Genomic DNA, 13926 nt, shown 5'->3' with positions numbered 1-13926 from the left:
TCCGCCGACGACCAGAGACCGCCCGCAACCAGGACCACATAGCAACCAAGGCCAGCTGTCGTGCATGTGCTGGGACAGATCTGGGCGGGTTCAACCGGGCTGACACTTCCCTGCCTGTAGCACGCCGCCGCTCGACCCAGGCCATGGCAGCACATCCGCATCCACCACAGCCGTCGCATGGTACGACTGGTTCAAGAAGGACAATAACGGCAGAAGCGGGCGAGCCTTTGGCGATGAGTAGGGCGGGCGGGCCGCTGCGGAGACCGGGGCAGCCTCAGCAGGCAACGTTCCTGGAACTGTTCTTCGACCTGGTGTTCGTCCTCGCGCTCTTCCGGGTCACGCAGGGGCTGCTCCAGAATCTGACGTGGATCGGCACCATCCAGACGCTGGTGTTGTTGCTGGCCCTGTGGTGGGTCTGGTCCCGCGTTGCGGGGGCAACCGACACGTTCGATCCGCAACGACCGCCAATACAGCTGCTGGTCATCGCGTCCATGCTTGGCGTCCTGGTGATGGCCGCCGCGGCGCCTGAGGCGTTCCGCGAGCGGGGCCCATTCTTCGCGGGCGCGTACGTTGCCGTTCAGATTGGCTCCAGCGTCGTCCTCGCGCTCCTGGTGCGTGGCCACGAGGCGCAGCGCGTCTTCCTGCGGTTACTCTTCTGGTCCGGCGTGTCCGCCGTGCCGTGGATCGCGGGAGCCGTCGCGCACGATAGGGCGCGTCTGGCGCTGTGGGCGCTGGCGGTGGCCGTCGACTACACGACGACCGCACTCCGCTTGCCCACACCGGGGTTGGGTCGCCTTGCGCGATCGGAGCTTGCGATCCTGGGCGAGCATTTGGCCGAGCGCTTCCGGCAGTTTTTCATCATTGCGCTCGGCGAGTTGATCCTGGTCACGGGTCTGGCGTTCGGCACCAGTGGCTTCGGGGCCGAGCACAGCGTTGCAGCCTTGGTGTCGTTCACCACCACCGTGCTGTTGTGGCGGATCTATATCTACCGCGCCGGGGAGCTGTTGGCGGAAGCCATCGCAGCCGCCCCCGATCCGCTCCGAATCAGCATCTCGGCGACCTACTCCCACCCGATCATGGTGGCCGGCGTCGTCATCACCGCCAACTGGCGTCGATCACATCCTCGACCACCCGTTCGGACACGCAGAGCCGGTCTGGATCGCCATGATCCTCGGCGGACCCGCGCTGTTCCTGGCCGGGCGCGGCATCTTCGAGTACGCGGTCTTCGCCCGCGTTTCCCGAAACCGGCTGATCGGTGTCCTGGTGCTCGCCGCCATCTCACCGGCGATGATCCGGGCGCCGCGGCTGGTGATCGCCATCGCCGCTGCTCTCGTCCTAGCCGCGATCGCCCTATCCGATACAGCCCGCGCCCGAGGACGCCCACCCGAACCGCCGTCACCGCCCCGCTAGCCAGAAAGTGTCACCCAACGTTCCGAGACTCCCCTGTCACGGACGCCACTGCGAGGGAACCAACGGGTTGACCACGCTAATCACGAACCACGCGGAGCCACAGGAAGTGCAGCGGCTACTCCGGCACAAGACGCTGCAGACCACGCCGGAGACGTACGTGCACTGGTGGTCGAAGCCGAGCGCCAACGCGGCCTGGTGGGCTCGATCCTGCAAGCCGCTGCGAGGAAGCCGCGAGGCTGACAGGGCGCAAGATCAATGCTGGATTGTGCCGGATCTGTGCCGCTTGATCTTGCCTGGAGAAAACGCCTGGTCAGAGGCGGTAAGAGTGGAGCCCAGGGGACTTGAACCCCTAACCCCTGCCTTGCAAAGGCAGTGCTCTGCCAGTTGAGCTAGGGCCCCGAGGCGGGCGCATTCGCCCGGTGCTGGCAGTCGGAGGAGGCGCGGTCAGCGCAGGTCGGGCGCGGTGGTCGCCTCGTGCCAGAGAGCGCGCTCGTCGTTAGAGGCCTTGATCTTCTTGGCCACGACGGCGGCCACGCCGACGACGCTGGCCAGGATCAGGAGCTTCTTGAACATGGGCTTGACCCCTCGCGCTCGACTACCGTCGGACGATGTGCGGTGGGGCTAGCTGGAATCGAACCAGCGACCTCAGAGTTATCAGCTCTGCGCTCTAACCGACTGAGCTATAGCCCCGCGTAGCGACGAGCAAGGTTAACCCATCGCCGCCGTGGCCCCCAAATCGGGGGGCCGTGGCGGCGCGCTCACCCGCGCCACCATGAACCTACCCGGACATGCGACGCCGGGGCGACCGCTTTACGCGGTGCCCCGGCGTCGTCGTCAGGCTCAGTCCCGCTCGGCGAGCGTCAGCTCGATCCCGCCGACCAGGTCGGCGCAGACGTTGTAGACGAACGCGCCCAGCGTGGCCAGCGCGGTGAAGAGCACGACGTTGACCAGGCCGATCAGCGCGGAGCTGAGGATCACGCCCTTGGCCGTGATCCGGAAGCCGCCGCCGCCCTGGCCGCCGCCGGCGTTCACCAGGTCGGTGAGGCTGTCGTTGACGCTCTTGAACACGCCCATCGCGTCCAGGGCCAGGTAGAGCACCGAGGTGGCGACGACCACCACGATGAAGAGCACCACCGAGACCGCGAACGCGAACTTCATCACGGACCACGGGTCGATCCGCTTGAGGTTCAGCCGGGCCCGGCGCGGCCCGCGCGACGCGGCCGAGGTCACGGAGGTACGCGCGGCGCGTACCGCCTCACCCACCCGGGCGGCCCCCACGGCGGCGGCGCCGCTGATGCCCGGCGGCAGGCCGCCCCCGTTGGCGGGGCGGCCTGTGGCGCCCGGACGACCGCCGTCCGGCGACGGCTTCGGCGCGGTGCCCAGGCCGCCTCCGACGCGCGGCTGCGTGCCGGTGGTGCCGGGGGACGGCGCGGCGGCCGCGGCCGGCTTGGGCGGCTGCGGGGTCGTGGCGGGCTTCGCCGCGGCCGGGGCGGCCAGGCCGTCGGCCGACGTCGGCGCGTCGACCTTGGTCTCGGCCTGGTCGGACGGCCGCGAGTCCTCGCCGGGCGTCTCCGGCGGCGGGACCATGCCGGGTGCCCGGGTGAACTTCGGGGCAGGCGCGTCGGCGGGGACGGTGGCCCGGCCCACGGCCGCGCGGCCGGTCGCTGGTGTGCCGCCCTGTGCGGCCTCCTCGTCGACCGGGTTGGCCGAGGTCCCCTTGTTCCCCGACTTCGCCTGTGTCTCCGTCATCAACTAGTCCTGTTCGTCAGGCTCGTCGGCATTGCGAGCAATCGCCACGATAGTCACGCCGTCCGGGAGGTCCATCAGCTTGACCCCCATTGTGTTCCGGTCCCGCGTACGGCGTACAGGCTTCACCGGAGTCCGGATGACGCCACCGTTGCTGGTGATGGCGAACAGCTCGTCGTCCGGGCTGATCACCACCGCGCCGACCAGACCACCGCGTCGCTCGGTGATCTTCGCAGTCAGCACGCCCTTACCTCCCCGGCCCTGGACCGGGTATTCCTCGATCGGAGTACGTTTCGCGTATCCGCCGTTCGTCGCGACCAGCACGTCCATTTCCATGCCCTCGCGGACGACCTCCATCGCCAGCAGGACATCCTCCTCGCTGAACCGCATGCCGATCACGCCCGAGGTGGCCCGGCCCATCGGGCGGAGCGCCTCGTCGCTGGCGTTGAAGCGGATGGCCTGAGCGTTCTTGGAGACCAGCAGCAGGTCGTCGGTGGGTGCGACGAGGGCAGCACCGACCAGCTCGTCCTCATCGCGCAGGTTGATCGCGATGACTCCGCCGGAACGGTTGGAGTCGAACTCCTCGAGCCGCGTCTTCTTCACCAGGCCGTTCTTCGTGGCCAGTACCAGGTAGGGGGCCACCTGGTAGTTCGGAATTTCGATGATCTGCGCGATCTGCTCGTCCGCTTGGAAGGCGAGCAGGTTGGCCACGTGCTGGCCCTTGGCCACCCTACTGGCTTCGGGAAGCTCGTACGCCTTGGCCCGGTAGACCCGGCCCTTGTTCGTGAAGAACAGAATCCAGTCGTGTGTGGAGCATACGAAGAAGTGGCTGACAATGTCGTCCTGCCGCAGCGTCGCCCCGCTGACGCCCTTGCCGCCGCGCCGCTGCGAGCGGTAGAGGTCGACCTTGGTGCGCTTGGCGTAGCCGGTGCGGGTGATCGTGACGACCACGTCCTCGCGGGCGATGAGGTCCTCCATCGAGACCTCGCCGTCGAACGGCACGATCTTGGTGCGCCGGTCGTCGCCCCACTTGGCGACGATCTCGCCCAGCTCCTCGGAGACGATCCGCCGCTGCCGCTCGGGCTTGGCCAGGATGTCCTTGAGGTCGGCGATCTCCACCTCGAGCTTGGTCAGGTCGTCCAGGATCCGCTGCCGCTCCAGGGCGGCCAGCCGGCGCAGCTGCATGTCCAGGATCGCGGTCGCCTGGACCTCGTCGATGTCCAGCAGCCGGATCAGGCCCTGGCGAGCGTCCTCGACCGTGGGCGAGCGCCGGATCAGGGCGATCACATCGTCGAGGGCGTCCAGCGCCTTGGCCAGACCGCGCAGGATGTGCGCCCGCTCCTCGGCCTTGCGCAGCCGGAACGCGGTCCGCCGGCGGATGACCTCGATCTGGTGCTCGACGTAGTAGCGGAGGAACTGGGCCAGGTTGAGCGTGCGCGGCACGCCGTCGACCAGCGCCAGCATGTTGGCGCCGAAGGTCTCCTGGAGCTGGGTGTGCTTGTAGAGGTTGTTCAGCACCACCTTGGCGACCGCGTCGCGCTTGAGCACGAGCACGATCCGCATGCCGGTACGGCCGGAGGACTCGTCGCGGATGTCGGCGATGCCGGCGAGCTTCCCCTCCTTGATCAGCTCGGCGATCCGCTCGGCCAGGTTGTCCGGGTTGACCTGGTAGGGCAGCTCGCTGACCACCAGCGCCGGCCGGCCGCGCTTGTCCTCCTCGACCTCGACCACGGCCCGCATCCGGATCGAGCCGCGCCCGGTACGGTAGGCGTCCTGGATGCCGGCCTGGCCGACGATCAGGCCGTGGGTCGGGAAGTCCGGGCCCTTGACGATCTCCAGCAGCGCCTCGAGGGTGGTGGCCTCGTCGGCCTCCGGGTTCTCCAGGCACCACTGCACGGCCGCGCCGATCTCGCGCAGGTTGTGCGGCGGGATCTTGGTGGCCATGCCGACCGCGATGCCCTCGGAGCCGTTGATCAGCAGGTTGGGGATGCGGGACGGCAGGATGGTGGGTTCCTTGGCCCGGCCGTCGTAGTTGTCCTGGAGGTCGACGGTGTCCTCGTCGATGTCCCGGAGCATCTCCATGGCCAGCGGGTCGAGCTTGCACTCGGTGTACCGCATGGCGGCGGCCGGGTCGTTGCCCGGCGAGCCGAAGTTGCCGTTGCCGTCGACCAGCGGGTAGCGCAGCGACCAGGGCTGCGCCATCCGGACCAGCGCGTCGTAGATGGCCGAGTCGCCGTGCGGGTGGAACTGACCCATCACGTCACCGACGACACGGGAGCACTTCACGTAGCCGCGGTCCGGCCGGTAGCCGGAGTCGAACATGGCGTAGAGGATCTTGCGGTGGACCGGCTTGAGCCCGTCCCGGACGTCCGGCAGGGCCCGCCCGACGATCACGCTCATCGCGTAGTCGAGGTACGAGCGCTGCATCTCGACCTCGAGGCCGACCGGCTCGATCCGGTCGTGCGCCACGACCGCGGCCAGTGTCTCCGGGGTCTCCGGCTCGTTCGGGGTGGACTCGGGAGTATCGGTCACTGTTAACCCTTATCAGACTCAGAGTCGTTTTCGTGCTGTGGATAACGGCTGTGGAAACCGGCCAGGCTGTGGATAACTCTGTGGATCGCCGGGTCGGCCGGTGGATCACCGGCCGACCCGGCCCGGTCCGTCAGATGTCCAGGAACCGCACGTCCTTGGCGTTGCGCTGGATGAACGACCGGCGCGCCTCGACGTCCTCGCCCATCAACACGCTGAACAGCTCGTCGGCGGTTGCGGCGTCGTCGAGCGTCACCTGACGCAGGGTGCGGGTGGCCGGGTTCATCGTGGTCTCCCACAGCTCGGGGTAGTTCATCTCGCCGAGGCCCTTGAACCGCTGGATGTCGTCCGGCCGGGCGTTGGGCTTCTTCTGCTGGCGCAGCGCGATGAGCCCGTCCCGCTCGCGGTCCGAGTACGCGTACTGCGCGTCGTCGCCCTTCTTGTTCCACTTGATCTTGTAGAGCGGCGGGGCGGCCAGGTAGACGTGGCCCAGCTCGACCAGTGGTCGCATGAAGCGGAACAGCAGGGTGAGCAGCAGCGTCTGGATGTGCTGGCCGTCGACGTCGGCGTCGGCCATCAGCACGATCTTGTGGTAGCGCAGCTTCTCGATGTCGAAGTCGTCGTGGATGCCGGTGCCCAGCGCGGTGATGAGCGCCTGGACCTCGTTGTTCTTCAGCACCCGGTCGATCCGGGCCTTCTCCACGTTGAGGATCTTGCCGCGGATCGGCAGGATCGCCTGGGTACGCGGGTCGCGCCCCTGCTTGGCCGAGCCGCCGGCGGAGTCACCCTCGACGATGAACACCTCGGACTCGCGCGGGTCGGTGGACTGGCAGTCGGCCAGCTTGCCCGGCATCGAGCCGGACTCCAGCAGCGACTTGCGCCGGGCCAGCTTGCGCGCCTGCTGGGCGGCGATCCGGGCCCGGGCCGCCTGGGACGCCTTCTGAATGATGGTCTTGGCCTCGGCCGGGTTGCGGTCGAACCAGTCGACCAGCCACTCGTTGCAGACCCGCTGCACGAAGCTCTTCACCGGGGTGTTGCCGAGCTTGGTCTTGGTCTGACCCTCGAACTGCGGGTTGGCCAGCTTGACCGAGATGATCGCGGCCAGGCCCTCGCGGATGTCCTCGCCGGAGAGCTTCTCGTCGCTCTTGAGCAGCTTCTTGTCCGCGCCGTAGCGGTTGACCACGCTGGTCAGCGCGGCCCGGAAGCCCTCCTCGTGGGTGCCGCCCTCGTGCGTGTTGATCGTGTTGGCGAAGGTGTAGACCGACTCGCCGTACGACTCGTTCCACTGCATGGCGATCTCGACCGACATGCCCTCCTCCTCGGCGCCGAACTCGACCACCGTCTTGTGGATCGGGTTCTTCGAGGCGTTGAGGTGCCGGACGAAGTCGGCGATGCCGCCCTTGTAGAGGAAGGTCACCTCGCGGGGCTTGCCCTCCTCGCCCTCCTCGACCCGCTCGTCGAGCAGGTGGATGGTGAGGCCCCGATTGAGGAAGGCCATCTCCTGCAGGCGCCGGTAGATGGTCTGGAAGTCGAAGTCGACCGTCTCGAACACGTCGGCGTCGGGCCAGAAGGAGACCGCCGAGCCGGTGCGGTCGGTCGTCTCGCCCTTCTCCAGCGCGCTCGGCTTCGAGTTGTGGTACTGCTGCCGCCAGACGAAGCCGTCCTTGTGGATCTCCACGGCCATCCGGGTGGAGAGCGCGTTCACTACCGACACGCCGACGCCGTGCAGGCCGCCGGAGACCGCGTACGCCTTGCCGTCGAACTTGCCGCCCGCGTGCAGCACGGTCAGCGCGACCTCGACACCCGGCTTCTTCAGCTTCGGGTGGAGGTCGACCGGGAAGCCGCGCCCGTTGTCGGTGACCCGAACCCCGCCGTCGGCCAGCAGCACCACGTCGATGGTGTCGCAGTAGCCGGCCAGCGCCTCGTCCACCGCGTTGTCGACGACCTCCCACACGAGGTGGTGCAGGCCGCGTTCACCGGTGGACCCGATGTACATACCGGGCCGCTTCCGGACCGCCTCCAGGCCCTCGAGAACGGTGATCGACTCGGCGCCGTACTTCTTGTTGTCCTCCGCTGCCACCCTCGGCCACTTTCTCGCACCGACCGCGCCAGAGCGCGGGGCGCGGGTTCGGCGGACAGGACGCGACGTCGGCGCGCGCGGACCGGTCCGGAAGATCTCCAGGTCACGGAACGCGTACGCCGGTCGCCGCGGTTGCCCGCGGATCGCGATCGGCTCGACCCGATGCGGGACAATGATCAAGGGCCCTGGGGCCCCTGTCCGCCGCTCCGTGTCGGGTCTTTCGTCTCGCCGTCAATCTTACTCTGCGCAGCCGACCAAACCGCCACTCGGCACCCCCTGCGGGGCGGCTGAGATTGCCGTAGGGGGCCGAATCGCGCTGTCCGCGACTCCCCCTACACGCGAGGCCCTGATCGAGGGCGCGACCGGCACCGGATCGGCACCGGCAGGTGACCGACCGGGGGTCGCGGTGGGACCTGCCGTGCCGTACCTTTTGCGGCGCTGCCGCGGCGGTCTTGATCTTTCGTGGCCGGAACCGGGACGATCGACCCGATCGGTCGGACAACGTGCTTGCTGAGAGGTGACGCCAGATGGGGCTGGACAACGTCGCGGTGCACTGGCCGCGGACCGGCCGCTTCTACGATCCGGTCGCTCCGGCCGAGTTCGTCGACTTCGGCGAGATCGTGGACATGCCACGCATCTCGGCCCCGACCGCCGCGCTGGCCGAGTTGATCGCGAAGACCGGCACAGTGCGGGCGACCGCTTACACCGAGCTGGTCGACCTCATCCTCGGCCTGGAAAATGTGCTCTACGCCACGGAGAACTCGGCCGAGGACGAGGACCCGGTGATCGACCCGGACGGCTGCGCCTGGATCGCCGACGGCGTGGAGAAGTTCATCGCCCGGCACCGCCCGTTCGGTGAGTCGGTCACCTTCGAGTCGGTGAGCGAGGTACTGCGGTCGCTGCTCGGCGACGGGCGGCTGGCCGAGCAGCAGCTCCGCTGGCTGGAAAGCCGGCTGGACAAGCTGCGTGACGAGAGTGGCGAACCGCCGCAGTGGAACTTCACCTGTGCCGAGCTGAGCGTGCTCGCCGCCTTCTACCGGCGCTGCGCCGAGCGCGGCTTCGCGGTCTACGCCGACGCCTGACCAGGCTGCGCGGCGCCGGGCTCGGCCGTCGCGGCCCGGTTGGCCGCCGCGATCACCTCGGTCAGCACGGTGTGCAGGTGCCGCAGGTCCGCCAGCGGCAGGCCGAGCCGCTGCACGATCGCCGGCGGGATCCGCTCGGCCTGTGCCCGGAGGGCCTGACCGCTGGCGGTGAGCGTGACGGCCAGGCTGCGCTCGTCGGACGCGTCCCGCTCCCGCCGCACGTAGCCGGCGGCCTCCAGGCGCTTCAGCAGCGGTGACAGCGTGCCCGGGTCGAGCTGGAGCAGCCGGCTCAACTCCCGCACGGACAGCGGCGCGTGCTGCCAGAGCGCCAGCATGACCAGGTACTGCGGATGGGTGAGCCCCATCGGCTCCAGCAGCGGGCGGTAGACCGCGACGACGCCGCGCGCGGCGACGGAGAGCGCGAAGCACACCTGCTCCTCCAGCGCCAGGGGATCGCCCTCGATCCGGTCGGCCACCCACGTCCTCCTCGTCGTCGTTGCGATCGTAGCAATGATTGGTGTACCAATTATTGGTACACCAATTATGTGCGGTCGGCGAGGGAGATGGCAGACGGATGAGCGACGACGAGCAGGTGGGCGACGCTTCCGGCAAGGGCGGTCGCCTGATGGGCTGGGTGTTCCAGAACCTCGCCGGCCCCTCCCAGGTACAGGGCGCGGTGCAGGGCGGCTCGCGGCTGGCCCGCGAGGCGTGGAAGCAGGACCTGGAGCGACGCAAGCAGTGGAGCCGCGAGCAGCGGGAGCTCAAGCGCGCTCAGCGGGAGGCCCGCCGCGCCGACCGGTGACGGTCAGCCGTAGGTGTCGCGGGGGCCGCGGCCGCGCACCCGGCGTGGGCCGCGCGACCAGGAGGGCGCGGCCGGGCCGTGGATGTGCAGCTTGCGCACCACGTTGTGGCCCACCTCGCTGGCGATCTGCTTGAGCAGCGAGCCGGCGAGCAGCCGCAGCTGGGTGGCCCAGGCCGTCGAGCGGGCCTCCACGGTCAGCTCGCCGTTCTCCAGCTTCACCGGGCGGCTGTGCTGCGCCACCTCCGGCCCGACCACCCGCTCCCACGCGCCGAAGACCGTCGCCTCCGCCGCCGGCTGCTGCCAGCCGCGCGCCTTGACCAGCTTGTCCAGCACCGCGCCGAGCGGCTGCGGGTCGCGCGGGTCCGGCCCGGGGCCCGAGTAGCCGCGCAGCCGCTTCTCGCCGTCGCCGCGGACCGCGCTGCGCCGCCGGCCGCCCGCCGCCTGCCGGCGGGCCTTCGCCGCGTCCAGCACCGCCCGGGCCAACTCCGGCCCGGACGCCCCGTCCGGCAGGTCCGCGCCGGCCTCGCCGCCCGGCTTCGGTTCCGGTCCCTCAGGGGTACGCGCATCGCGTCCCGGCCCCAGCCGGGCGGGCGGGAGCTGCACCTCATCCGACACGACGTACCGTCCCCTCGCCCACCGCGTACCGGGTGCCCCGCAGGGTCGCCGGCACGTCGTCATCCACCGCGCAGGTCACCAGGAGCTGGCTCGCGCCGCCGACCAGCTCGGCCAGCCGCTCCCGCCGGCCGGCGTCCAACTCGGCGAAGACGTCGTCCAGCACCAGCACCGGCTCGATCCCGTCGGCGCGCAGCAGGTCGTACCCGGCCAGCCGCAGCGCCAGCGCGTACGACCAGGACTCGCCGTGGCTGGCGTACCCCTTGGCGGGCAGCGGGCCGAGGGTGAGCGCCAGGTCGTCCCGGTGCGGGCCCACCAGCGTGGTGCCCCGTTCGATCTCCGCCGACCGGTTCGCGGTCAGCGCCTCGGCGAGCGCCTCGACCAGCGCCGCCCGGTCGGTGGTCGACTCGGGCAGCTCCACCGACGGCCGGTACGCGATCCCCGCCGCGCCCCGGCCCGCCGCCACCGCGTCGTACGCCTTCGCCACGTGCGGGGTCAGCGCGGCGACCAGCTCCAGCCGGCCGGCGAGCAGCTCCGCGCCGTGGTGCGCCAGGTGGGTGTCCCAGACGGCGAGGGTGGACAGGTCCCCGCCCCGCGTGCCGCCCGTCTTCCGGGCCAGGTACGCCGTCCGCAGCAGCGCGTTGCGCTGCTTGACCACCCGCTCGTAGTCGGCGCGCACCCCGGCGTACCGGGGCTGGCGGGTGACCAGCAGGTCGTCCAGGTAGCGCCGGCGCTCGGCCGGGTCGCCGCGGACCAGTTCCAGGTCCTCCGGAGCGAAGAGCACCAGCCGCAGCGCGCCGAGCACGTCCCGGGCGCGGCGGGCCGGGGACCGGCCCAGCCGGGCCCGGTTGGCCTTGCCCGGGACGATCTCCAGCTCGATCAGGAGCTCCCGGCCCTCGTGCACCACCGCGCAGCGGATCACCGCCGAGGTGGCGCCCATCCGGACCAGCGGAGCGTCCGTGGCGACCCGGTGCGAATCCAGGGTCGCCACGTAGCCCAACGCCTCGACCAGGTTGGTCTTGCCGACGCCGTTCGCGCCGACCAGCACGTTCGGCCCCGGCTCCAGATCGACGCCGACCCGCTCGTACGAGCGGAAGTCGACCAGTTCGAGCCGGCGGACGTACACAGGCTGTGGATACCGCTCAGCGCTTGCGGACGGCGTGGCCGCCGAACTGCTGGCGCAGCGCGGCGACGGCCTTCATGGCGGGCGAGTCGTCCTGCCGGGAGGCGAACCGGGCGAACAGCGAGGCGGTGATGACGTTCAGCGGCACGGCGAGCCGGACCGCCTCGTCGACCGTCCACCGGCCCTCGCCGGTGTCCTCGGTGTAGCCGCTCAGCTCGGCCAGCTCCGGGTCCTCGTCCAGCGCCCGGTCCAGCAGGTCGAGCAGCCAGGACCGGACCACGGTGCCCTCGCGCCAGGACTTGAAGACGCCCGGCACGTTGGTCACCAGCTCGGACGCGGCCAGCAGCTCGTAGCCCTCGGCGTAGGCGTGCATCAGGCCGTACTCGATGCCGTTGTGCACCATCTTGGCGTAGTGGCCGGCGCCGACCGGGCCGGCGTGCACGAAGCCGAACTCGCCGGCGGGCTTGAGCGCCTCGAAGATCGGCATGAGCCGCCCGACGTGCTCCTGGGCGCCGCCGACCATCAGGGCGTAGCCGTTCTGCTTGCCCCAGACGCCGCCGGAGACGCCGACGTCGATGTAGCCGATGCCCTGCTCGTTCAGCCGCTCGGCGCGCGGGGCGTCGTCGCTGAACCGCGAGTTGCCGCCGTCGATGATGATGTCGCCCTCGCCGAGGACGCCGGCGAGCTCGTCGATGGTGGCGTCGGTGACGCCGGCCGGCACCATCACCCAGACCGCGCGGGGCGACTCCAGCTTCTCGGCCAGCTCCGCGAGGCTCGCGACGTCGCTCAGCTCCGCGTTGCGGTCGTAGCCGACCACCTCGTGACCGGCGGCGCGCAACCGCTCGCGCATGTTGCCGCCCATCCGGCCGAGTCCTACCAGGCCGAGCTGCATCTGCTCCTACCTCCGTACGTCTGGGTCGTGCTGCCGTCGATCAGCGGGACACGCGGATCGGCATGATGAGGTACCGGTACCCGGGGATGACCTCGCCATCCTCGCCGGCGGGGGAAATCACCGCGGGCTTGAAGGCGTCGACGAACGCCAGCTGGGCGTACTGCGCACCCAGGTTGGTCAGGCCGTCGATCAGGTACTGCGGGTTGAAGCCGATGGTCAGCGGGTCGCCGGTGAAGGTCGCCTCCATGGCCTCGCTGGCCCGGGCCTCCTCGGTGCCGCCGGCCTCGACCACTAGGCCGTCGGAGCTGAAGCTGAGCAGCACCGGGGTGGTCCGCTCGGCGACCAGCGCCACCCGCTTGACCACCTCGATGAGCGTGGCGACCGGGACCCGGGCCTCGGCGTTGTGGCTGGCCGGGAAGAGCGAGCGCACCGGCGGGTAGTTGGCCCCGTCGAGCAGCCGGCTGGTGGTCCGGCGGGTGCCGCCGGAGAAGCCGATCATGCCCTCGCCGGCGGCGCCCTGGGACAGCGCCATGGTGACGTGGCCGCCGAGCGGGCCGAGGGCCTTCGCGGTGTCGTGCAGCGTCCGGGCCGGCACCAGCGCGTTGAGGCTGATCTCCGGGTCGTCCGGGTTCCACTCCATCTCGCGCAGGGCGAGGCGGTAGCGGTCGGTGGCGAGCATTGCCAGCGTGCTTCCGGAGAGTTCGATCCGGACGCCGGTCATCATCGGCAGCGTCTCGTCGCGGCCGGCGGCCACGGCCACCTGGGCCACGGCGGCGGCGAAGGCAGCCGCGTCGACGGTGCCGGCGCTCTCCGGCATCTCCGGCAGGGTCGGGTAGTCCTCGACCGGCATGGTCGGCAGCGTGAACCGGGCGCTGCCGCAGACCAGTTCCAGGTGCGCGCCGACGGCGGCCATGTCCACCGGCTTGGCCGGGAGCGCCTTGGTGATCTCGGCGAGCAGCCGGCCGGAGACCAGGGCGGCGCCGTCGGCATCACCCTGCACCTCGACCGTGACCTGGCTGGAGACCTCGTAGTCGAAGCCGGAGACCTGGAGGTTGCCGTCGGTGACCCGGAGCATCACCCCGGCCAGCACCGGTACGGAAGGTCGGTTGGGCAGGCTCTTGGCGGTCCAGGCGACCGCCTCGGCGAGCGCGTCGCGCTCCACTCGGAACTTCATCAATGCCTCCGCGTCGACGTCAGCGACAACTCTCTCATGCCGACCGCTGCCACCCGTCCCGCCCGACCGTGCGGGTACCCATCGCACCTTAGGGCGCGTGGGCATCGGCTGTGCGTCCGACCCCGTGGATCCAGGTGCCCGGGCGACTGCCGGCGGCAGTGCTCCGGCCCGATCCACAGGAAGTCCAACGGTGATGATTGGTTTTTGTTGTTTAGAAGAGATAACTCATCGTCTTCATCGCACCTGTGCAAACTGTGGAGAACCGGCGTCCGCCCAGGTCAGACAGGTTATCCACCGGTGGTTTCGCTGTGGAGAACCAGGGGTACAACCCGTGTTCCGGTCCACAGCCGTCGCCAGCCGCCGGGTTGTCCACGGTTGTCCACCGGTTGTCCACCGCTAATCCACCGGGTTTCTCCCCAGTGTTGTGGACAGCGCCGACGGCGTCGACCGTTGTCATCCCCAGAACCTTCAACAGG

At 70.0% G+C, this 13926-nt stretch carries 12 protein-coding genes, 2 tRNA genes and 1 pseudogene; 4 read left to right on the top strand and 11 right to left on the bottom strand.

Annotated features, from left to right (window positions below):
- Nucleotides 1-143: 143 nt before the first annotated feature.
- Both AB0F68_RS01145 and AB0F68_RS01140 read left to right on the top strand, forming a co-directional pair.
- Nucleotides 144-1043 (top strand): annotated as a pseudogene (locus AB0F68_RS01145) (low temperature requirement protein A); the annotation flags it as partial.
- A 121-nt stretch (nt 1044-1164) separates the two neighbouring features.
- Nucleotides 1165-1410 (top strand): hypothetical protein, encoded by a 246-nt coding sequence (locus tag AB0F68_RS01140; protein WP_357332856.1) that lies wholly within the window; start codon nt 1165-1167, stop codon nt 1408-1410.
- Between the two features lie 326 nt (nt 1411-1736).
- Here the strand turns inward: AB0F68_RS01140 and AB0F68_RS01135 are convergent.
- From AB0F68_RS01135 to gyrB, 6 genes are all read right to left on the bottom strand, one after another.
- Nucleotides 1737-1809, bottom strand: a tRNA-Ala gene (locus AB0F68_RS01135).
- Between the two features lie 45 nt (nt 1810-1854).
- A complete protein-coding gene (locus AB0F68_RS01130) occupies nt 1855-1983 on the bottom strand; it encodes a DLW-39 family protein (protein WP_357331877.1) in 129 nt (42 codons plus the stop codon).
- Nucleotides 1984-2026: 43 nt separating this feature from the next.
- Nucleotides 2027-2100, bottom strand: a tRNA-Ile gene (locus AB0F68_RS01125).
- A 150-nt stretch (nt 2101-2250) separates the two neighbouring features.
- Complete coding sequence (locus AB0F68_RS01120) at nt 2251-3159, bottom strand: DUF3566 domain-containing protein (RefSeq protein WP_357331875.1); 909 nt, start codon at nt 3157-3159, stop codon at nt 2251-2253.
- Nucleotides 3160-3162: 3 nt separating this feature from the next.
- The gene (gene gyrA / locus AB0F68_RS01115) at nt 3163-5688 is read right to left on the bottom strand and encodes a DNA gyrase subunit A (RefSeq protein ID WP_357331873.1); all 2526 of its coding nucleotides are present in this window, start codon (nt 5686-5688) and stop codon (nt 3163-3165) included.
- 130 nt (nt 5689-5818) lie between these two features.
- On the bottom strand, nt 5819-7765 hold the full coding sequence (gene gyrB / locus AB0F68_RS01110) for a DNA topoisomerase (ATP-hydrolyzing) subunit B (RefSeq protein ID WP_357331871.1): 1947 nt from the start codon (nt 7763-7765) through the stop codon (nt 5819-5821).
- Nucleotides 7766-8292: 527 nt separating this feature from the next.
- On the opposite strand from gyrB, the gene AB0F68_RS01105 reads away from it, so the two are divergent.
- A complete protein-coding gene (locus tag AB0F68_RS01105; RefSeq protein ID WP_357331869.1) occupies nt 8293-8847 on the top strand; it encodes a hypothetical protein in 555 nt (184 codons plus the stop codon).
- Here AB0F68_RS01105 and AB0F68_RS01100 read toward each other — a convergent pair.
- Complete coding sequence (locus AB0F68_RS01100) at nt 8832-9323, bottom strand: MarR family transcriptional regulator (protein ID WP_357331867.1); 492 nt, start codon at nt 9321-9323, stop codon at nt 8832-8834. The genes AB0F68_RS01105 and AB0F68_RS01100 overlap by 16 nt on opposite strands.
- 98 nt (nt 9324-9421) lie before the next feature.
- Here AB0F68_RS01100 and AB0F68_RS01095 point away from each other — a divergent pair, with 98 nt between their 5' ends.
- A complete protein-coding gene (locus AB0F68_RS01095) occupies nt 9422-9649 on the top strand; it encodes a hypothetical protein (protein ID WP_357331865.1) in 228 nt (75 codons plus the stop codon).
- Nucleotides 9650-9652: 3 nt separating this feature from the next.
- On the opposite strand, the gene AB0F68_RS01090 is transcribed toward AB0F68_RS01095, so the two are convergent.
- The 4 genes from AB0F68_RS01090 to dnaN are packed head-to-tail and all read right to left on the bottom strand — an operon-like array spanning nt 9653 to nt 13450.
- Nucleotides 9653-10264: a DciA family protein gene (locus AB0F68_RS01090; protein WP_357331863.1), complete on the bottom strand. Its 612-nt coding sequence runs from the start codon at nt 10262-10264 to the stop codon at nt 9653-9655.
- Nucleotides 10254-11387 carry a DNA replication/repair protein RecF gene (gene recF / locus AB0F68_RS01085; protein ID WP_357331861.1) on the bottom strand — a complete coding sequence of 378 codons (1134 nt, stop codon included), beginning with the start codon at nt 11385-11387 and terminating at the stop codon, nt 10254-10256. Before recF ends, AB0F68_RS01090 begins: the two co-directional genes overlap by 11 nt.
- Nucleotides 11388-11403: 16 nt before the next feature.
- A complete protein-coding gene (gnd, locus tag AB0F68_RS01080) occupies nt 11404-12276 on the bottom strand; it encodes a phosphogluconate dehydrogenase (NAD(+)-dependent, decarboxylating) (RefSeq protein WP_357331859.1) in 873 nt (290 codons plus the stop codon).
- Nucleotides 12277-12316: 40 nt separating this feature from the next.
- Nucleotides 12317-13450, bottom strand: coding sequence for a DNA polymerase III subunit beta (gene dnaN / locus AB0F68_RS01075; protein ID WP_357331857.1), 1134 nt, complete (start codon nt 13448-13450; stop codon nt 12317-12319).
- Between the last annotated feature and the right edge of the window lie 476 nt (nt 13451-13926).

Origin of the sequence: Micromonospora sp. NPDC023966 (assembly GCF_040639095.1) — a bacterium.
Lineage (GTDB): Bacteria > Actinomycetota > Actinomycetes > Mycobacteriales > Micromonosporaceae > Micromonospora.
Note: the sequence above shows the minus strand (reverse complement) of the source record. Positions and strands in the feature narration are given on the sequence as shown.